The sequence below is a fragment of the Nonomuraea sp. NPDC049695 genome, assembly GCF_040674955.1.
Taxonomy (GTDB): Bacteria; Actinomycetota; Actinomycetes; order Streptosporangiales; family Streptosporangiaceae; genus Nonomuraea; species Nonomuraea helvata.
Window position 1 is genome coordinate 61,477 of record NZ_JBFANV010000021.1, and the last position, 19,238, is coordinate 80,714.

Consider the following 19,238-nt stretch of genomic DNA (forward strand, 5'->3'; position numbering starts at 1 on the left):
GCTCCGCGGCACAGCTTTCGAGGCCGACCGGTCCATGCCCTGACGGGTCCGATCACTCAAATGTCATCGGCGCGTACGCCAGCACGGCCCGTACACCAGGCTCGACGGCTGCGCGGAAAGCGGCGTCCAGCTCGGCGGGTGAGGCGCTGGTCTCGCCGTCCAGCCACGCCCGTAGCAGCCCCATGAACGCGCCCACCACGCAGACCACCAGCAGGTCGAGCGCGGCCGATGCTCGCGCGCCCGCGGCAAGGAGCTCGCCCCCCGAGACCTGCTCGCCCCCCGAGACCTGCTCGGCACCCTGGTCCCAGACGCCGGATTCGAGGTGGAGTCCCAGGGCGACCTGCCGTACCTGCTCTACCACGTCCGCGCCACCCGGCCGTTGAAGGGATTGTAAGAACAGCGGCCGGCCGGTGCCGAGCGTGCGGATGGTTCTGGTCGCGGAGGTGGAGTTCCGCGAGATGTCTCACGTCGGGGGAAGCGGTGCCGCTGGGCTCGTCACGTTCTCGGCCAGTCCGCGAGTTCGGCGAGCAGGAGCGCCTCGGCGAGGCAGGCGCGTTCGAAGTCGGCCAGGTGCAGGTTCTCGTCGGTGCTGTGGGCGCGGCTGGCTGGATCGCCTCCGGGGCTGGTGATGAGGACGGCGGCGTTCGGGTATGCGGCGGCGAATTCCGCGACGAAGGGGATGGCGCCGCCGCCTCCCAGGTCGACCACGTCGCGCCCGAAGGCCCGTCGGTAAGCGCGGCGTGCCGCGTCAAAGGCCGGGCCGCGGGTGTCGACCGCGTACGGCTGCGCGATCTCCGCCTCGGTGACCTCCACCTGTGCGCCCCAGGGTGCGTGGTCGCGCAGGTGCCCGGCCAGGGCCGCGCGGGCCTGTACCGCGTCGTCGCCCGGCGCGATGCGCAGGCTCACCTTGGCCCGGGCGGATGCGGTGAGGGCGTTGGCGGCTCCGGACACGGAGGGTGCGTCGATGGCCAGGACGGTCGCCGCGGGTCCGGCCCAGACTCGTTCGGCGACGCTGCCCGAGCCGAGCAGCCTGACGCCGTCGAGCACGCCCGCCTCGGCCCGGTACCGTTCGGCGGGGTAGTCCGCCTGCGGCGGGCGGCCGGTGGCGAGGCTGTCCACCGCGACGTGGCCGTCCTCGTCGTGCAGGGTGGCGAGCAGGCGGCACAGTGCGGTGAGCGCGTCGGGAGCGGCCCCGCCGTATGTGCCGGAATGCACGCTCTCCGCCAGCGTCCGCACCTCGACGACGCAGTTGGCCATGCCGCGCAGCGTGGTGGTGAACGAGGGGACGCCCACGTCGATGTTCTCCGAGTCGGCGAGCACGATCACGTCGGCGGCGAGCTTGTCACGGTGCCGGTCGAGGAAGGCGCCGAGCGTCGGGGAGCCGATTTCCTCCTCGCCCTCGACGATGACGACGACTCCGACCGGCGGACGCCCGTTGTGCGCGAGCAGCGCGGCCAGGTGGGTGGCGATTCCCGCCTTGTCGTCGGCGGATCCGCGGCCGTACAGTCGCCCACCGCTTTCGCGTGGCTCGAACGGGCTGCTCGACCACAGGGCTGTGTCGCCGGCGGGCTGCACGTCGTAGTGGGCGTACAGCAGCACGGTGGGACGGCCGGGAGGTGCGGGACAACGGGCGAGGACCACCGGCCGCCCGCCGGGGATGTCGTCCAGGATCTCCACCTCCTGGGCGGCGCCGGCGCGGAAGAGCTCTGCCGTCAGCTCCGCGCAGCGGCGCAGGTCCTCGGTCGCGGCCGGGTCGGCGCTCACCGACGGGATGCGGATGAGGGCCTCGAGGTCGGCTCGTACGTCGGGCAGCACCTTCTGTACGGCGCGCCGCAGGTCATCGCTCATTGACGATCTTCCTTTCCGATCGGGTGTCGAGCCAGGAGGGGAGCAGGGCGAGAGCCAGCACCGCGACGATCAAAGCGAACCCCGCCGGATACCCCGCGGGCCCGGCCACGAGCCCGAACCCGACGGCGCCGATCCCCATCCCGCCGTCGTAGGCGAGGTTCCACAGCGCGCTCACCTGGCCGAACGCGGAGGAGGATGATCGCGCGAGCATCAGCACGAGGGTGACGTTCTGGGCGGCGCCGAAGCCGGCGCCGAAGAGCGCCGCCCCCGCGATCACCGTGTAGGGGTTGTCGAGCCAGACGATCCCGGCCATCCCGATGACCGCGGCGATCACCGCCGGCACCAGCAGGACGGACTGGCCGTGGCGGTCGCCGTACCGGCCGGCCGTCCACCGTGCGAGCGGCATCGCGCAGGAGTGTGCGAGCAGCGCCGTCGCGGCGGTCCCTGGCGAGCCGGCGGGGACGGCCAGCGGCAGGAACGTCAGCAGCACCCCGGCCGCCAGGGTGATCATCGCGAAGGCGATGACAGGCCGGGCGAGAGCGGCGTGGCGCAGAGGGCGAAGGACGCCCCCGTGCTGCTCGACCGGCGCCGCCTCTCGAGGCAGCCAGGGAATCCCGATGAGCGCGAGCAGCGCCAGCCCCGTTCCCGCGAGGAAGACCGGTCCGTGGCCGACGAGTGGAACCAGCCACAAGCCGATCGGCAGCCCCAGGATCGCGGGGATCCCGACGGCCACGCCGTACACGCCCAGCGCCTCCCCCCGACGCTCGGCCGGAGCCAGCTCGGCCACCAGGGCGGGACCCACCACGACCACGATGGCCAGGCCGGCTCCACGCGCCAGGCTCGTGGCCAGCACCACCGGCAACGCAGCGGACAGGACCAGCAGGGCCGAGGGAACGCCGAGGAGGAGGACACCCAGCGCCATGCTGACGCGGTAGCCGTACCGAGCCAGCAACCTCGGCATGACCAGTTCCATGAGCACGGTCGCCAGCATGGTGACGCCGGTGGACAGCCCAGCGCCCATGTTCCCCGAACCGCCTGATGCCGCATACAGCGGAACGATCGGAACGAGCAGGTAGAAGCTGGTCATCGAGGCGAGCGAGGTCACCCCCAGGAAGACCATCGGACGGCTGAGCAGCGGTTGCGCACCGGTTTGAATCACCGGGACAGCCTCGCCAGGATGGCCGCCGGACGCATCGGGCGAATGCCCTATCCGGCATCCCTAGTTCTCGTCCGGATCTGAGAGCCTGGGCTCATGGTCTTCGTAGGCAGGGACGCGGAGCTGGCCGCTCTGGCCGAGGCCTACGCGCATGCTCGAGAAGGTTCTGCCTCCACCGTGCTGCTCGGCGGCGAAGCCGGGGTGGGCAAGACCCGGCTGCTCGCCGAGTTCACGGCGCCGCTGACGGGGGAGGCGTGGCTGCTCTCGGGCGACTGCCCCCAGGTGGGCGAGAACGGCCTGGCGTTCGCGCCGTTCACCGCCATGCTGCGCCACCTGCTGCGCAGGATCGGCGCGGAGGGCTTCCTCCGCCTCCTGCCCCGCGGCGAGCCCGGCGAGCTGGGCAGGCTGCTTCCGCTCCTGGGCAGGCCCGTCGGCGACGGCGATCCCGCCCTGACGCAGGCACGGCTCTTCGAGGAGATCCTCACCCTCTTCGAGAACCTCGCCGAGGACCGGCCCTTGATGATCGTCGCCGAGGACGTGCACTGGAGCGATCGGTCCAGCCGGGAGCTGCTCGACTTCCTCATCAGAAACCAGCAGGCGGCCGCGGCTTTCCTCCTGGTCGTCACCTACCGGAGCGACCACCTGCACCGGACGCATCCACTCCGCCCGGTGCTGGCCGAATGGGATCGCAGGCCGTGGACGACCCGGATGGAGCTCGGCCGGCTCGGCAGGGACGAGGTGGTCCGTCAGCTTCGCGGCCTGCTCGGCGGCGAGCCGGCTCCCGCGGTCATCGAGGACGTCTTCCGGCGCAGCGAGGGCAACCCGCTGTTCGTCGAGGCGCTGTCAGCCCGGGCGGGCGCGCCGGTGCCCGCGTCCATTCGCGACCTGCTGATCACGCCGCTCGACAGGCTGCCGCAGGAAACGCGGCGGGTGGTCCAAGCCGCGGCCGTGGGCGGCGCTCAGGTCGGCCACGCGCTGCTGCGCGCCGTCACCGGGCTGGACGACGCCCGCCTCACCGACGCGCTGCGCCCAGCGGTGAGCGCGAACCTCCTCCTGATCGAGGAGGAGGTGTACGCGTTCCGTCATGCGCTGGTCCAGGAGGTGCTCTACGACGACGTGCTTCCCGCAGAACGCGGGCGGCTTCACGTACGGTATGCCGAAGCTCTGGAGCGGGACCCGGAGCTCGCTCCGCTGGGCCGGGCGGCGTACGAGTCCGCCCTGCACTGGCACGCCGCCAAGCGCCACCCGTCCAAGACACTGGCGGCCGCTCGCCGCGCCGCCGCCGACGCCGCGGCGTCCCTGGCGCACGCGGAACAGCTGCACATGCTGCTTCGCGTGCTGGAGCTGTGGGAACAGGCGCCCGATCCGGCCATGTCCAAGTCCGACGTGCTCGACGAAGCGGTACGCGCCGCCATCGCCGCAGGCGAGAACGCGACCGCCGTCCAGCTGGTCGAGACAGCCCTCTCGGCCGAGAGCGATCCTGCGCGTGCCGGCTGGCTGATCGCCCACCGCGGCGAACTGCGCCACCTCCTCGGCATGCCGGGCGACCTGGACGATCTGCGCGAAGCGGCTCGTCTGACGCCGTGCGAGCATCCGGCACGCGCGACCGTGCTCAACCTGCTCGCCAATCGCCTCCTCACGGTCCCTCGGGAAGCCGAGGGCCGGGTCGCCGCCCGCGAGGCGCTGAAGGCGGCGCAGGCCGCGGGCGATGCCAAGGCCGAGGTCATCGCCACCGTCAACCTGACGTACGCGCAGGCACGGGCCGGCGACCTCGACGCGCAGCTGCCTCACCTGATCGAGGCCCAGGCGACGGCCCGCCGCATCGGCGACCAGGGTGGGCTCCTGCACGCCTATCGCTGTGAGGCGGACGTCCTGCAGGGCGCCGGCAGGTACGCCGAGGCGGCCGAGGCGGCCCGCCGGGGACTCGCCGCCGCCACGCGGTCGGGTCTGGCCCGAACGGCGGGCCCGATCCACGCGGGCAACCTCGCGGAGGCGCTGATCGCCCTGGGCCGGTGGGAGGAGGCCGCCGAGATCGTCGAGCACGCCCTGCGTGTCACCCCGACACCCAGCCTTCGCGCGTACCTGATGGTGCTGGCCGGCACGATCGCGCTGGCCAGGGGCGACCTCGCAGGCTGCGAGAGTGCCGCTGCCCACGCCCGCGAAGTCTTCACCAGAGGTACGTCCTACGCCCAGGACCACCTCTTGCTGGTGCGCATGGAGGTGGATCTCCGCAGAGCGCAGGGGCGCACGGCCGACGCCGCGCGACTCGTGGAGGAGGCGCTGATCAGCGGAAGAACGAGCCCGCGCTACCTGTGGCCGGTGATTGAAGCGGGCGCGTCCCTGCCCGTGCCCGGCCTGCCCGAGACCGCGGCCGCGTTGCCGGTGATCGGGCCCGTCCAGGAAGCCCACCGCCTGGCCTTCACCGCCGAGACCGGACAGCCGGACCTCTGGCCGTGCGTCGCGGCCGCGTGGAGAGATCTTCACCAGCCATACCCTCAGGCTCTGGCCCTGCTGCGCGCCGCGGAGCACGCCGCGGAAACGGGAGACCGCTCCGCAGCCTCCTCCCGTCTGACCGACGCCGCCAGGGAGGCGGACCGCCTGGGCGCGGAGCCCCTGCGTGCCCGGATCGAACGACTGGCGCGCCTGGCCCGGATCTCCCTCGCCGTACAGGGCGAGACCGACCCGGCCGAGGAGCGCGACTTCGGCCTCACGCCGCGCGAGCGGGACGTGCTACGCCTGCTCGCCGACGGCCGCACCAACCGGCAGATCGCCGAGGAGCTGTTCATCTCGGTCAAGACGGCGGGCGCGCACGTGAGCAACATCCTCGCCAAGCTCGGCGTACGCAGTCGTGTCCAGGCCGCCACGGCTGCGCACCGGCACGAGTTGATCTAGCCGTTGTTCTTCTCAGGGCGTGGGTGCGGCTCGTCACCAGGCGGCGGCAGGACGCATTCAGCCAGGCGCCGGGGGTGAGCCCACGACTGTCCTTCCGCAGGCCGCGCATCCTCACCGTCTTCTTGGCTTGACCTGTCTTGGCATGGGCAGAGTTCGAGCGCCACTTCACCCGGCAGGGTAGAGCTGGGCTCGTGCATCAGGCCCTATGGAGCGCCCTGCCGCCACGAGCACGCCTGCCTGAGATATCCGATGCTGCAGGATGGGCGCCATGATGGAGATCAACTTCCTGACCGAATCCGACCGCGCCTGCTGGGAATTGCTGGCCCGCGGTAAAGACACATACTTCAAGACTGAACGCAGCGACGACGACTACGAACGGACCTGGCGACGCCTGCTCGACGACGAGCAGATACGCGGGATCGCCGCCCGCCTGGACGGCAAAATGGTCGGCATCGCGCACTACCTGTTCCACGCCAGTGTCTGGTACGCCGGGAAATGCTATCTGGCGGACTTGTTCGTGGACGCGGAAGTCCGGCGGCGGGGTATCGCGACGGCAGTGATCGAGTGGGTGGCGCGGGACGCCAAGGAGCACGGCTTCCCAGGCCTCTACTGGAACACGTTGGTAGACGCCCCGGCTCGCGCGCTGTACGACAAGGTGGGCAAGTTCCACAAAGGGCTCATCCTCTACACCTACCGGCGTGACGCGAACCAGACCTCCACCCAGCGCTGAGGGACGACCGGCATAGGGCGAAGGCCTGATCGCGCAGACGTGCAGACCGGGGCGGCCAAGTACGCCGACAGCAGGGCGGTTCGTAGCTTTACGCTAATTATAATGAATATAGTATGCGTAAAACGCCGACGTCGCGGCGCAAGCCAAGGGAGGGAAGCACGTGAAGCTCGTGATCTTCGGGGCCAACGGCCCGACAGGGAGGCTCGCCACCGCCCAGGCGCTCGCCGAGGGCCACACCGTCACCGCGGTCACCCGGCACCCGGAGGCCTTTCCCCTCAGTGATTCCGCGCTGCACGTGGCGAAGGCGGACGCCTTGGACCCCGAGGCGGTGAACCGGGTGGTGACCGGGCATGAGGCGGTGATCTCGACACTCGGCGTCCCCTACGGCTCCGAGGTCCCCACCACGTTCTCCCGCTCCGCCGAGAACATCGTCGCGGCCATGGCCGCCCACGGCATCCGGCGCCTGGTGTGCGTGACCTCGACCGGTGTCCCCATGAAACCCCCGCCCGGCGAGACCCTCATCTACCGCAAGGTCATCATGCCCCTGCTCATCAGAATGGGCCGCCCGCTGTACGAGGACGCCGCCCGCATGGAAGAGATCGTCGCCCGGACCGACCTCGACTGGACCATCATCCGTCCCTCCGGCCTGTTCGACGGCGACGCGGTCACCGACTACACCGTCGCCCCGCCGCAGATGATCGGCCGGTTCACCGCGCGCCGCGACCTGGCCGACGCGCTCATCCGCGAGGCCGTCGAGGGCCGCAACATCCGCTCCATCGTCGAGGTCATCACCACCGAGGGGACGCCGAGCGTCTACCGCGTGTTCCTGAAGGAAGCGCTCCGCATCGGCAACGGCAGCGCTTGAGCGGCGCGCGGCCACGAACGTGGAGAAGACCGCGCTCCCGACGCCTATTGGGGGCGGAGGTGCGCGGGCTTGGCCAGGAACCGGGATCGGCCGAGGATGACAATGCCCGCCACCATGGCGATCAGACCGGCCACCTCGCCCACGAGCGCTTCCGGAGTCACCCGCAGATGCTCGGAGAAGATCGCCGCTCCCAGCACGATCCCGATGATCGGCTCGGCGGCCGTGGTGGCCGGCAGCGAGATCTGCAGCGGAGCGGCGTCGAACGCGCTCTGGTTGAGGAGCAGCCCCACTACGGCGACGCACGGCAGCACGTACGGTTGCCAGGTCGCGAGCACGCTGGGCCCGTTGCCGAGGGTGAGCAGGGTGTTGCGGGTCAGCACGTCCTGCAGCCCGTACAGCACTCCGGCTGCGGCGGCCAGCGACATCGCCTTGACTTTCAGGGAACGCCGCAGCCCGAAAAGGACCAGCGCCCCCGCGGCCAGGACCACCGGGAGCGCCGCGAGCCATCGCGTGGAGAGCGGATCTGGAAGCTGGCCGCCCTGAGGCCGCCCGGCGAAAAGGAAAAGAGCCACTCCTCCGCTCACCAGTACGGCGCCCAGTTGTAGCGTGCGGCCGAACGGCTCCTTGTAGACGACATGGGCCGTGGTCAGGGCGAACAGCAGGTTCATGGAGAGAAGCGGCGTCACCTGCGCCACGTCCGCCTCCCGCAGAGCGACGGCGCCAAGGACCTGGCCGCAGAGCATCAGCCCCATCCCGGCCAGCCACAACGGCATGCGCATCAGGTCCAGCAGCAGGCGCGCGTGCAGAATCTCCTCAAGGGGTTCGCGATAGGCGGCGTGCTGCTGGGCGACGAAGCCGATGCCGAGAAAACAGGCCGCCCCCAGAGAGATGATGATGATCATCAATGGTGTTGCTCCCGGATGTCCTGTTCGACAGGGACGGGTGCCGGGGCGGAAAGGTCTTCCCCCACGTCTTGATCGCCCATGCGTACTGTTCGAGGCGTTCTCGGATGGGCTTTGACCCAGCAGCCTCTGCGTTCCGCCTTCCCCGAAATGGCGGCTCCGTAACAGCGCAGCTCACCCTGAACAGACGTGGCCGAGGCCGCTTGACGCGCCGGTGATGAGCCGGGTTCGGGGGCCTAGCGTTCGTCGGCGGGGTAGTCGGCCGAGCGGCTCACGTCGGCCCACTTCTCGGTTTCGGCGGCGCGGATCTCGGCGGCCTTCTGGGCTGCTGCGACGGCGTCGCTGCCGAGGAGGAGGCGTCGGGGCGGGGAGTCGTCGCGGACGACGTCGATGATGATCTTGGCGGCGCGGGCGGGGTCGCCGGGCTGGGTGCCGTCGGTGTCGCGTCGGTAGCGGTGGATGGCGCCCACGGTCTCCTCGTAGTCGGGGCCGACGGGGTGGATCTCCATGGAGGAGCCTTGCCAGTCGGTACGGAACGCGCCCGGCTCGACGATGACGACCTTGATGCCGAAGGGCGCGACCTCGCTGGCGAGGACTTCCGAGAAGCCTTCGACGGCGAATTTCGCGGTCTGGTAGGCCCCCATTCCTGGGGTGCCGCCGACGCGTCCTCCGATGGAGGAGAACTGTACGAAGACTCCTGATCGTTGGGTGCGCAGGACGGGCAGGGCGGCCCGTGTGACGTTCACGACGCCGAAGAGGTTGGTTTCGACCTGGGCGCGGAAGTCGTCTTCGGCCATCTCTTCGATCGGCGCGCTGTTGCCGTAACCGGCGTTGTTGACGACGACGTCGAGACTGCCGAAGGTGTCGGTGGCCTCCTTGACCGCTCGGGCGGCCGCGGCGGCGTCGGTGACGTCCAGCGCGACCGCCCGTATCCGGTCGCCGTGGCGGGCCACCAGGTCGTCGAGCTGCTTGGGGCTGCGTGCGGTGGCGATGACCCGGTCGCCTGCTGCGAGGACGGCTTCGGTGAGGTGACGTCCGAAGCCGCGTGATGCTCCAGTGATGAGCCATGTCTTGGCCATGGGGGTTCCTTCGATCGATGCTCCCATTAACTGTCTCATCAATGTAGCACTTAAAGAGTTAATATCCGCATTTATGTGACATAGACCTCTGGCGGTGGTGGCCCCGATCACGACCACGTCATAGGTACGGGTGCCTTCGGGTCAGCGGCCGGGCAGCCGCTGGGTGATCTCCTGGAGGAACCAGCGGTTGCCGTCGGGGTCGGCGAACGAGGCGAAGGAGCCGTAGCTGGCACGCTGCGGGTGCAGGCCCATGACGCGGCCCGTCTCGCCGGCCTGGTGGAAGGCGCCGGTGGCGTCGTGGAACGGGCCGGTGACGTCGACGCCGCGGCCGGTCAGCTCCTTGTGGGCCTGCTCGATGTCGGAAACGATCAGGTGCAGCCCCTGGACCGTGCCGGGTCGGGCCTCGGTGAGGCCTGCGCCGAAGATGATCGAACAGGCGGAGCCGGGGGGAGTGACCTGGATGATCCGGTAACCGTCGTTGACGGGGAAGTCGGCGTCGAGGCGGAAGCCCAGCTGCCGGGTGTAGAAGTCCTTGGCGCGGTCGACGTCGGAGACGGGCAGGACGACGACTTCGAGCTTCATGTCCATGGGTGGTGATCTTTCTTTCGCTTCGTGGGGCTATCGGGTGGCTCGTGCGGCCTTCTCGATGACACCGGACACGGTCTTGGGCTGGGAGACGGCGACGGAGTGGGAGGCGCGTACTTCGATGGAGTGCGCGTGGGCGCGCTTGGCCATGTAGCGCTGGACCTCGGCGGGGATGTTGAGGTCCTGGGTCGTGATGACGGCCCAGGTGGGCTTGTCCTTCCAGGCTGCGGTCTCGGTCTTCTCCTCCAGGGCGGACTGGGCGATGGGCCGCTGGGTGGCGGCCATGAGGGCCGCGGTGCCGGCGGGTACGTCGGCGGCGAACTGGTGGTGGAACTTGCCCGGCTTGATGTACAGGTCGGTTCCTGCCGTGCCGTCGGGAAGGGTGAAGGGGGTCGGGTCGAGCGTGGCGGGGAGGGTGGAGCCGGGGTACTTGTTCGTCAGCTCGAGGGCGGTCTCTCCGGGGGCGGGCAGGAAGGCTGCGACGTACACGAGGGCCTTGACCTGCGGGTCGTTCGCGCCGGCCACGCTGATGACCGAGCCGCCGTAGGAGTGCCCGACGAGGATCTTGGGTCCGGCGACGTGGTCGAGGACGCTGCGGAGTGCGGCCGCGTCGTTGGCCGGTCCACGCAGCGGGTTGGCCGCCGCGACGACGGGGTAGCCGTCCGCGCGCAGTTCCTCGATCACCGCGTTCCAGCTGGAGGCGTCGGCGAAGGCGCCGTGCTCCAGCACGATGGTCGGCTTGGCGGGTTTGTCCGCGGCGAGGGCGGGCGTGGCGGCGGCGGTGGCGAGGAGACCGATCGCCACCACTGACAGGGCACCCGACGCGAGCCGCCGGCCGCGTACACCTTTGCTGCTGACCACGACATTCCCCTTTCAGAAGGCTTCAGAGATCTGGTGCCTCACTGTCGTCCGGGAAGGGCCGCGGTCACATCCGTCACTTGACGGTCAGTCACGAGGAGCCAGGTTCAGCAGCACAACAGCGCTGCTCGGCGCATTGAGACGCACCGCAACAGCTGACAACCCCGTACCTCAGCGAGAGGAACGTCATGAAACGCCTACTGATCATGTTCGCGGCCGGAGCGGCCGGAGCGGCCGGAGTGCCGCTGGCGGTGACGCGCGAGCTGTGCCGGTACCCGTCCGTCTCCCGCTACACCGGCCACGGCGACCCGGCCGACGCCGGCAGCTACTACTGCGCCCGCCGACCGTGGACGCGGACCGTCTGACGGCAGGCGCCCTCGAACGCGCCGACAGCCTGCCGGATCGCATCCGGCAGGCTGTCTTGGTATCGCTTGCCGGTCAGAGGTGGTCCACGTCGACGACGGCTTGGGCGAAGGCCGTAGGTGCTTCCTGCGGCAGGTTGTGGCCGATGCCCTCCAGGGTGCGGTGCTCGTAGGCGCCGGTGAACATGTTCCGGTACGACGAGCCGTCGCCCGGCGGTGCCGTGAAGGGGTCGCGTTCGGCGTCCAGGGTGATGGTCGGCACCTTGATGGCCGGTCGTGCGGCGAGTCGCTTCTCCAGGCCGTCGTAACGGCGTTCCCCGTCGGCCAGGCTCAGCCGCCACCGGTAGTTGTGGATGACGATGGCGGCGTAGTCGGGGTTCTCGAAGGCCGCGGCCGTGCGCTCGAACGTGGCGTCGTCGAAGTTCCACGTCGGGGAGACGGTGTCCCAGACGAGCCGGGTCAGGTCGTGGCGCTTGTCCTTGTTCTCCATGGCCAGCCGGCCCCGCTCGGTGGCGAAGTAGTACTGGTACCACCAGGCGTATTCGGCCTTCGGCGGCAGCGGCGTGAGGTTGGCCTCGAGGTTCGTGATGAGGTAGCCGCTCACCGACACCAGGGCCTTGCACCGGTGCGGCCACAGGGCCGCGATGATGTCGGCGGTTCTCGATCCCCAGTCGAACCCGGCCAGTACGGCCTTGTCGATCTTGAGGGCGTCCATCAGGGCGACGATGTCGAGCGCGATCGCCGACTGCTGGGCGTTACGGAACGTCTTGGAGGACAGGAACCGCGTCGTGCCGTGCCCGCGCAGGTAGGGAACGATCACTCGGTAGCCCTGCGCCGCCAGCAGCGGAGCGACGTCGACGAAGCTGTGGATGTCGTACGGCCAGCCGTGCAGGCAGATGACCACAGGCCCGCGCGCCGGGCCCACCTCGGCGTACCCGACGTCCAGCAGCCCGGCCTTGACCTGCTTCAGCGAGGCGAAGGACGTGTGCGTGCCGGGCGTGACCGCCGGCAACGTCGGGGCCGCCCCACGCCGCGTGGCGGCGGAGGCGGCCGGGAGCGCCTGCAAGCCCGCCAGCGAGGCGACGGCCGCGCCGGTGGCCAAACCGAGGGCCTTGCCGAAGGTGCGCCTGTCGATCATGTGGAAGTCCTCCGTGTCATGTCACCAGTAAAAGCGGCATTTCTTACTGTTTCCGGCAGGGATTTCCCGCACATCAGTCAGATGACGGCGAGACACGGCGAACGGCAGCCCTGCCGATCACGCGAACCCTCCGCTGCAGCACGGCGCCCCGGCAGACCGAGCCGGCACCGGCGAGCGAGGGCAGGCAGGAACATTGAGTCATTCGACTGTTCCCCCTCCAGGCGCGTCCGGACGATCCTTGGTCGCGGCCCATACGAGCTGGAGGATCCGTGAAGCCCACTCCTGTTGTCTTCATCCATGGCGCGTGGCTCCACGCGTCGTCGTGGGAGGCATGGAACGAGCGCTTCTCCAGCTTCGGGTTCGCCGTCTGCGCGCCGGGCTGGCCGGGAGAGCCCGCCACGGTGGACGAGGCCCGCCGGCATCCCGAGACGCTCCACGAGCTGGGGCTCGACGCGCTCACGGATCACTACGCGCGCATCGTCCGCTCCTTCGACACCCCGCCCGTGATCGTCGGCCACTCGGTGGGCGGGCTCATCGCGCAGCACCTCCTCGGCACGAACGCGGGCCGGGCCGCGGTCGCCATCGCCCCCGCCCCGGTCGGCCACCTGACCTTGCCGCCGCCGGGGCAGCCGTGGCCGGTGTCGATGGACGCCGGGAGGTTCCGGCGGCTGTTCGCCAACGCGGTCACCGAGCAGGAGTCGGCCGAGCTGTTCGAGCGCCACGTCGTGCCCGGGCCGCGCCGGCTGCTGGCCGAGCTGGGACACGGCGGCGCCGTACGGCATCCGCGGGCGGTCGTGGACCACGGCAACACCGGCCGCGGCCCGCTGCTGCTGATCTCGGGGCAGGAGGACCGGCTGGTGCCCGACCACGTCACCCGGGCGGTGTACAAGTCGTACGGCGACTCGACGGCCACCAGCAGCCTCAAGCAGTTCCCGGACCGGGCCCATTCGCTGGTCGTCGACAGCGGCTGGCGGGCGGTCGCCGACCACGTGCTGGTGTGGCTGGCAGAGCGAGAGGTACGCGCGGGCCCGTCGAAGTGGTGAAGGGAGCTCACGTATCTTGGGCGCGTGAGAGCAGACGCGACACGCAATCTGGAACGCGTCCTGAGCACGGGCGCCCGCATGCTCGCCGACGACCCCTCGGCGACCATCGCCGCCATCGCCGCCGCGGCAGGAGTGGACCGCCGCACGGTCTACCGCCGCTTCGCCTCCCGCGAAGACCTCATGGCCGCCGTCTACACGGCACGCTACGACGCGGTCGAGGAGGCCGTCGAGGCCGCCAGGCTACGCGAGGCCCCGGTCGCGGTCGCACTGCATCGCTACGTCGAAGGCATCATCGCCGTCAATCGCAAATGGCCCGTGGAAACGAGCCGCATGCTCCGCGAGGCCACGATCAGCGAGCGTCGCCGCCGCCTGGTCGACGAGGTCGGCGTCTTCTTGCGGCGCGCCACCGACGAGGGCCTGCTCCGCTCCGACCTGCCGCCCGGCTGGGCGGCCACGGTCCTGTCGCCGCTGATGGAGCACGCCGCCGAGGACCTGTCCGAGCTGAGCGCCGCGCAGGCCGCCGACGTCGTGGTCGACACGCTGCTGCGGGGCGTCGGCACCCCAGGCGCCCCGCAGCAGCGCTGACCGCGGCATGGTGGCGTGCAGAACGGCTGCTATGGTGAAAGACGCTCGAGATCGGAAGCCAAGGAGACCAGACATGGCAGGTGACGACGACATCTCCGGGTGATACCGGAGATTGACCGGCCCCGGCAGGCGCACATGACCGCCGCCGACGTGGCCTCTGGTCGTCGTTCCCCGAATCCCTGTTCCCTTTTGCCGGGCGGCTTCGGCGCGCCCGCGTTCTCGTACGAGGTCTTCTCGCATGTCCGCTGCTTTCATCGTCTGTTCCGACCTGTCCTTCTCCTGGCCTGATGACACGCCCGTCTTCAGCGACCTGTCCTTCACCGTGGGCGGCGGCCGTACCGGTCTCGTCGCTCCGAACGGCGCGGGAAAGAGCACGCTGCTCAAGCTGATCGCCGGCGAGCAGCGGCCCCGTGGCGGCAGCGTGTCCGTCGAGGGCGTGCTCGGTTACCTGCCGCAGAGCCTGCCCCTCACCGGTGACCTGACCGTGGCCGAGGTCCTCGGCATCGCCCCGGTGATCGCCGCGCTGGACGCCATCGAGTCGGGTGACGCCGCCGAGGAGCACTTCACCACCATCGGCAACGACTGGGACATCGAGGAGCGCACCCGTGCCCAGCTCGACCGGCTCGGACTCGGCGAGATCGCGTTCGACCGCACGCTGGCCACGCTGAGCGGTGGCCAGGTCGTCTCGCTCGGCCTGGCCGCCCAGCTCCTCAAGCGGCCCGACGTCCTGCTGCTCGACGAGCCGACGAACAACCTCGACCTCGGCGCCCGCCGCAGGCTCTACGACGTGCTCGGCGACTGGAACGGCTGCCTGCTCGTGGTCAGTCACGACCGGGCCCTGCTCGACCGCATGGACCGCATCGCCGAGCTCGACCGCGGCGAGGTCCGCTTCTACGGCGGCGGCTTCACCGCGTACGAGGAGGCCGTGCGTACCGAGCAGGAGGCCGCCGAACGCAACGTGCGCAGCGCCGAACAGGAGCTCAAGCGCGAGAAGCGGGAGATGCAGCAGGCCCGCGAGCGCGCCGAGCGCCGGGCCGGCACCGCCGCCCGCAACCTCAAGAGCGCCGGCCTGCCGCGGATCTTCGCCGGGAACATGAAGCGCGGCGCGCAGGAGTCGGCCGGGCGGGCGGGCCAGATGCACGCCGCCCGCGTCAGCGACGCCAAGGCCAGGCTCGACGAGGCCGGGCGGGCGCTGCGCGACGACCAGAAGATCGCGCTGGAGCTGCCGGGCACCAACGTGCCCGCCGGCCGCACGGTCTTCCACGGGGAGCGCCTGCAGGCCCGCGGCCTGTTCGCCGAGCCGGGCATCGACCTGACCGTCCGCGGACCGGAGCGGATCGCGCTGACCGGCCCCAACGGCGCGGGCAAGTCCACCCTGCTCCGCCTGATCAGCGGCGACCTGGAGCCCGACGGCGGCACGACCAGGCGGGCCGACGGCCGGGTCGCCTACCTGTCGCAGCGGCTCGACCTGCTCGACGTCGAGCGCACCGTGGCCGAGAACCTGGCCGCGTTCGCCCCCGGCATGCCGGCAGCGGAGCGGATGAACCTGCTGGCCCGCTTCCTGTTCCGCGGCGCGCGTGCGCACCTGCCGGTGGGTGTGCTGTCGGGCGGCGAACGGCTGCGCGCCACGCTGGCCTGCGTGTTGTGCGCCGAGCCGGCGCCCCAGCTCCTGCTGCTCGACGAGCCCACGAACAACCTCGACCTGGTCAGCGTGGGGCAGCTGGAGAGCGCGCTCGGCGCGTACGAGGGGGCCTTCGTGGTGGTCAGCCACGACGAGCGGTTCCTCGCGGAGATCAAGGTGGAGCGCCGGCTGGAGCTGTCCGGCGGGCGGCTGCTGGAGACCGGGGGGCCCGCCGGTGAGTGACGCGCTGCTCGCCCGCGATCTCGTACGGACGCTGGGCGCGCGGCGCGTGCTCGACGGCGTCTCGCTCACCGCCGCGCCCGGCCACCGGATCGGGCTGATCGGCGAGAACGGCGCGGGCAAGTCCACCCTGCTGAGACTGCTGGCCGGAGCGGACGAGCCGGACTCCGGCGCCGTCGTGCGCCCCGCCGACCTGGGCTTCCTGCACCAGGAGCTCCCGTTCGCCGGCGATGCCACGGTGGCCGACGTGCTCGACGACGCCCTGCGAGAGGCCCGTACGGACCTGGCCGAGCTCGACCGGCTCACCCGGGCGCTCGCCGAGGCCCCGGACGACGCCGCTCTGCTGGAGGCGTACGGGGCCAAGCTCGACCAGGCGCAACAGCGCGAGTCCTGGGACGCCGACCGGCGTGCGGAGATCATCCTCGACCGGCTCGGCCTGGGCGGCGTGCCGCACGGGCGCGCGCTCGCGTCGCTGTCGGGAGGGCAGCGCGGGCGGCTCGCCCTGGCGGCGCTGCTGATCAGACGGCCCGCCGCGCTGCTGCTGGACGAGCCCACCAACCACCTGGACGACGACGCCGCGGTGTTCGTGGCGGAGCAGCTCCGCGGCATGGCGGGGGTGGTGGTCGTGGCGAGCCACGACCGGGCGTTCCTGGACGAGGTCTGCACGGACCTGGTCGATCTCGACCCGGCGGTGGACGGGCCCGTCCGGTACGGGGGCGGGTACGCCGCGTACCTGGCCGAGAAGCGCGCCGAGCGCGAGCGCTGGGAGCGGCGCCACGCGGAGGAACAGGAGGAGCTCGGCGAGCTGCGCCGCGCCGTCGCGGTGACGGCGCGGCAGGTGGCATTGGACGGGCTCCGACGCGACAACGAGAAGATGGGGTACGGGCACCGCGGAGGACGCGTGCAGCACCAGATCTCGCGGCGGGTGCGCAATGCCGCCCGCCGGCTCGCCGAGCTGGAACGGGAACAGGTTCCCGCCCCACCACCCCCGCTCCGTTTCCACCGTCGCCCCCTGGCCACCGTCGCGGAGACCCCTCACGACGAAACCTTGCTGTCACTGCGGGACGTGCGGGTGCCGGGACGGCTCTCGATCGACCGGCTCGACGTGGCGCCGGGGGAGCGGCTGCTGGTCACCGGGCCGAACGGTGCGGGCAAGTCCACGCTCCTGGCGGTGCTGGCGGGACGGCTGGACGCGGAGGGAGAGGTGCGGCGACGGCGCGGGCTGACCGTCGGCCTGCTGGCTCAGGACACCGTGTTCGAGCGGCCGGACCGCACGGTGCGGGAGACGTACGAGCGGGCACTCGGTCCGGAGCGTGCCGAGTCCGTACCGCTGCGCTCGCTGGGCCTGATCGGCCGGCGTGACGAGGGCCTGCGAGTGGGGGAGCTGTCGGTCGGCCAGCGTCGCCGGCTCGCGCTGGCGCTGCTGGTGGCCGATCCACCCGAGGTGCTCCTGCTCGACGAGCCCACCAACCACCTCTCCCCCCGCCTGTCCGACGAGCTGGAAGAGGCCCTGGGCGCCGACGGGCCAGGCGCGATCGTGATCGCCAGCCACGACCGCTGGTTGCGCGCCCGCTGGCAGGGCCACCACCTCCGCCTGACGTAGAACCGCCGTGCGTCACCGGCTTGACCGGTGACTCATTGGCTGCCAATATCGTCACCAGTTGAACCGGTGACGCACAAGGTGTCCCCGGGCCTGTTTCCACCTGCCCAGAAGGGAAGAGCCATGGCTGCCAGCTACACCGGGGTCGTCACCGTCACGGGGGAAGGCCGCAACGGCGGCCGGGTCCAGGCCGACGACGGTCTCCTCGACACCACGCTCGCCATCCCGCAGGCGTTCGGGGGAGCTGGCGGGGCCACCAACCCCGAGCAGTTGTTCGCCGCGGGCTGGGGCGCCTGTTTCCTGGGCGCCGTCAGAAGGGCGGCGGCGCAGCGCAAGATCAGGCTGACGAGCACGGCCATCACGGCGGAGGTGACCCTGCACCACGGCGACGACGGCGAGTTCGGCCTCAGCGCCGTGCTCAACCTGGAGCTCGGAGGCGTGGACCAGCAGACGGCTCACGAGCTCGGCGCCGCGGCCCACCAGATCTGCCCGTACTCCAAGGCGACCCGAGGCAACATCCCGGTCACCATCAACGCGAAAGCCGCCTGAGGTGCGACCGGTGCGGGATCAGACCTGTGCCTGATCGCGGGTCCATTCCTGGCCCTGCCAGGCCGGGTCCAGCGGGGTGTGGGCGATGTGGTTGGTGTAGTTCGACAGCGTCTTCATCCCTACGCCGAGGACGATGTCGAGCACATGGCGACGCGTGTAGCCGGCGGCCAGGAACGCCTCGATCTCCGCGTCGTCCACCCAGCCGCGCCGGGCGACCATCACCCGGGTCAGGCGCCGGGCCGCCTCCAGCGCGGCGTCCGGCAGCGGCTTGCCCGTCCGTAGGGCCTCGACCACATCGGCCGGGACGCGGGCGCGCAACGCCAGGGTGGAGTGCGCGGCCACGCAGTACTCGCAGCCGTTCTCCACGCTGGCGGTGATCCACACCACGTGCTTGGCCGGTCCGGGCAGGGAGGACTTGCCGAACTGCTCGGCCAGGGCGTTGTAGCCGGCCAGCAGCTCGGGCGATTCGGCCATCACCCCGTTCAGGGTGGTCACGAACCCCATGCGCTTCTTGGCGGCCTCCAGCATCGGGCGGGCCGCCTCGGGGGCGTCGCTCTCGTTGTAGACACGGAAATCGATCATCATCTCTCCTCGGTGCGGGTGAAACCATCCAGTACGGCGCGTACGCCCGCCATCAGCTCGGCCGCGTCGGCTCCGGCCCGCGAGCGCAGGTTGACCCCGTAGGCCAGCAGCGCCAGCGTCTCCGCGCCCGCCTCCAGGTCCATTCCGGGGCGTACCTGATCGCGATGCCGTGCCGCCTCCAGCGCGGCGCGCATCGCCGCTCGCAGGGCGGCGTGGTGAGCATCCAGGACCTGCCGGACCTCGGGAGCCTCGCGGGCGGCGCCGGTGTGCGTGTTGGTGACCAGGCAGCCCCAGCGGGCGTGCTCACCGGTGCAGCGCGCCGCCACCAATCGCTCGAAGAAGCCGGTGACAGCAGGCAGGCCACGCTCGTCGGCGGCCAGCGCGTCGAACACCGGCCGTGACTGCCGCTCCAGGTAGCGGCGCAGCGCGGCAGCCTGCAGCCGCTCCTTGCCCCCGAAGGTCGCATACAGGCTGGAGCGACTCAGCCCGGTGGCCTGTGTGACCTCGGCGATGCCGGTGACATCGGCGCCGCGTTCCCAGAACAGGCGCACCACCTGGTCCAGCGCCACGTCGGGATCGAAGTGCTTGACGTCCGGCATCCGC

Annotated in this window: 19 protein-coding genes; 9 read left to right on the top strand and 10 right to left on the bottom strand. The window is 70.9% G+C overall.

Features of this window, described 5'->3' with window-relative positions; genetic code table 11:
• Nucleotides 1–52: 52 nt before the first annotated feature.
• From AB0J64_RS20330 to AB0J64_RS20340, 3 genes are all read right to left on the bottom strand, one after another.
• Nucleotides 53–361, bottom strand: a complete 309-nt coding sequence (locus tag AB0J64_RS20330) for a hypothetical protein (RefSeq protein WP_364028812.1) — start codon at nt 359–361, stop codon at nt 53–55.
• Between the two features lie 134 nt (nt 362–495).
• A complete protein-coding gene (locus tag AB0J64_RS20335) occupies nt 496–1,848 on the bottom strand; it encodes a M20/M25/M40 family metallo-hydrolase (RefSeq protein ID WP_364028814.1) in 1,353 nt (450 codons plus the stop codon).
• Nucleotides 1,838–3,007 (bottom strand): MFS transporter, encoded by a 1,170-nt coding sequence (locus tag AB0J64_RS20340; RefSeq protein ID WP_364028816.1) that lies wholly within the window; start codon nt 3,005–3,007, stop codon nt 1,838–1,840. The genes AB0J64_RS20335 and AB0J64_RS20340 overlap by 11 nt, the downstream gene beginning before the upstream one ends.
• Before the next feature lie 93 nt (nt 3,008–3,100).
• On the opposite strand from AB0J64_RS20340, the gene AB0J64_RS20345 reads away from it, so the two are divergent.
• From AB0J64_RS20345 to AB0J64_RS20355, 3 genes are all read left to right on the top strand, one after another.
• A complete protein-coding gene (locus AB0J64_RS20345; protein WP_364028817.1) occupies nt 3,101–5,896 on the top strand; it encodes an AAA family ATPase in 2,796 nt (931 codons plus the stop codon).
• 268 nt (nt 5,897–6,164) lie between these two features.
• Entirely contained in the window at nt 6,165–6,626 is a 462-nt protein-coding gene (locus AB0J64_RS20350) for a GNAT family N-acetyltransferase (RefSeq protein WP_364028819.1), read from the top strand.
• A 160-nt stretch (nt 6,627–6,786) separates the two neighbouring features.
• Nucleotides 6,787–7,491, top strand: coding sequence for an SDR family oxidoreductase (locus tag AB0J64_RS20355; RefSeq protein WP_364028821.1), 705 nt, complete (start codon nt 6,787–6,789; stop codon nt 7,489–7,491).
• Nucleotides 7,492–7,535: 44 nt separating this feature from the next.
• Here the strand turns inward: AB0J64_RS20355 and AB0J64_RS20360 are convergent, their stop codons facing one another.
• From AB0J64_RS20360 to AB0J64_RS20375, 4 genes are all read right to left on the bottom strand, one after another.
• The gene (locus tag AB0J64_RS20360) at nt 7,536–8,393 is read right to left on the bottom strand and encodes a DMT family transporter (protein WP_364028823.1); all 858 of its coding nucleotides are present in this window, start codon (nt 8,391–8,393) and stop codon (nt 7,536–7,538) included.
• A 236-nt stretch (nt 8,394–8,629) separates the two neighbouring features.
• Nucleotides 8,630–9,472 carry an oxidoreductase gene (locus tag AB0J64_RS20365; RefSeq protein ID WP_364028825.1) on the bottom strand — a complete coding sequence of 281 codons (843 nt, stop codon included), beginning with the start codon at nt 9,470–9,472 and terminating at the stop codon, nt 8,630–8,632.
• Nucleotides 9,473–9,613: 141 nt separating this feature from the next.
• Nucleotides 9,614–10,060, bottom strand: a complete 447-nt coding sequence (locus AB0J64_RS20370) for a VOC family protein (protein ID WP_364028827.1) — start codon at nt 10,058–10,060, stop codon at nt 9,614–9,616.
• Nucleotides 10,061–10,090: 30 nt separating this feature from the next.
• Nucleotides 10,091–10,918 (bottom strand): alpha/beta hydrolase, encoded by an 828-nt coding sequence (locus tag AB0J64_RS20375; RefSeq protein WP_364028829.1) that lies wholly within the window; start codon nt 10,916–10,918, stop codon nt 10,091–10,093.
• Between the two features lie 185 nt (nt 10,919–11,103).
• Here AB0J64_RS20375 and AB0J64_RS20380 point away from each other — a divergent pair, with 185 nt between their 5' ends.
• Complete coding sequence (locus AB0J64_RS20380) at nt 11,104–11,280, top strand: hypothetical protein (RefSeq protein WP_364028831.1); 177 nt, start codon at nt 11,104–11,106, stop codon at nt 11,278–11,280.
• Nucleotides 11,281–11,353: 73 nt separating this feature from the next.
• On the opposite strand, the gene AB0J64_RS20385 is transcribed toward AB0J64_RS20380, so the two are convergent.
• Complete coding sequence (locus tag AB0J64_RS20385; protein WP_364028833.1) at nt 11,354–12,415, bottom strand: alpha/beta hydrolase; 1,062 nt, start codon at nt 12,413–12,415, stop codon at nt 11,354–11,356.
• Between the two features lie 269 nt (nt 12,416–12,684).
• On the opposite strand from AB0J64_RS20385, the gene AB0J64_RS20390 reads away from it, so the two are divergent.
• The 5 genes from AB0J64_RS20390 to AB0J64_RS20410 all read left to right on the top strand — a co-directional run bounded on the left by AB0J64_RS20390 (nt 12,685) and on the right by AB0J64_RS20410 (nt 18,053).
• On the top strand, nt 12,685–13,458 hold the full coding sequence (locus tag AB0J64_RS20390) for an alpha/beta fold hydrolase (protein ID WP_364028835.1): 774 nt from the start codon (nt 12,685–12,687) through the stop codon (nt 13,456–13,458).
• Nucleotides 13,459–13,482: 24 nt separating this feature from the next.
• Nucleotides 13,483–14,043 (top strand): TetR family transcriptional regulator, encoded by a 561-nt coding sequence (locus AB0J64_RS20395; protein WP_364028837.1) that lies wholly within the window; start codon nt 13,483–13,485, stop codon nt 14,041–14,043.
• Nucleotides 14,044–14,281: 238 nt separating this feature from the next.
• Nucleotides 14,282–15,907, top strand: coding sequence for an ABC-F family ATP-binding cassette domain-containing protein (locus tag AB0J64_RS20400; protein WP_364028839.1), 1,626 nt, complete (start codon nt 14,282–14,284; stop codon nt 15,905–15,907).
• Nucleotides 15,900–17,507 (top strand): ABC-F family ATP-binding cassette domain-containing protein, encoded by a 1,608-nt coding sequence (locus AB0J64_RS20405; protein WP_364028841.1) that lies wholly within the window; start codon nt 15,900–15,902, stop codon nt 17,505–17,507. Before AB0J64_RS20400 ends, AB0J64_RS20405 begins: the two co-directional genes overlap by 8 nt.
• A 120-nt stretch (nt 17,508–17,627) precedes the next feature.
• Nucleotides 17,628–18,053: an organic hydroperoxide resistance protein gene (locus tag AB0J64_RS20410; RefSeq protein ID WP_364028843.1), complete on the top strand. Its 426-nt coding sequence runs from the start codon at nt 17,628–17,630 to the stop codon at nt 18,051–18,053.
• An 18-nt stretch (nt 18,054–18,071) separates the two neighbouring features.
• Here AB0J64_RS20410 and AB0J64_RS20415 read toward each other — a convergent pair whose 3' ends face one another.
• Both AB0J64_RS20415 and AB0J64_RS20420 read right to left on the bottom strand, forming a co-directional pair.
• Nucleotides 18,072–18,635: a carboxymuconolactone decarboxylase family protein gene (locus tag AB0J64_RS20415; RefSeq protein WP_364028845.1), complete on the bottom strand. Its 564-nt coding sequence runs from the start codon at nt 18,633–18,635 to the stop codon at nt 18,072–18,074.
• On the bottom strand, nt 18,635–19,234 hold the full coding sequence (locus AB0J64_RS20420) for a TetR/AcrR family transcriptional regulator (RefSeq protein WP_364028847.1): 600 nt from the start codon (nt 19,232–19,234) through the stop codon (nt 18,635–18,637). The genes AB0J64_RS20415 and AB0J64_RS20420 overlap by 1 nt, the downstream gene beginning before the upstream one ends.
• Nucleotides 19,235–19,238: the final 4 nt, after the last annotated feature.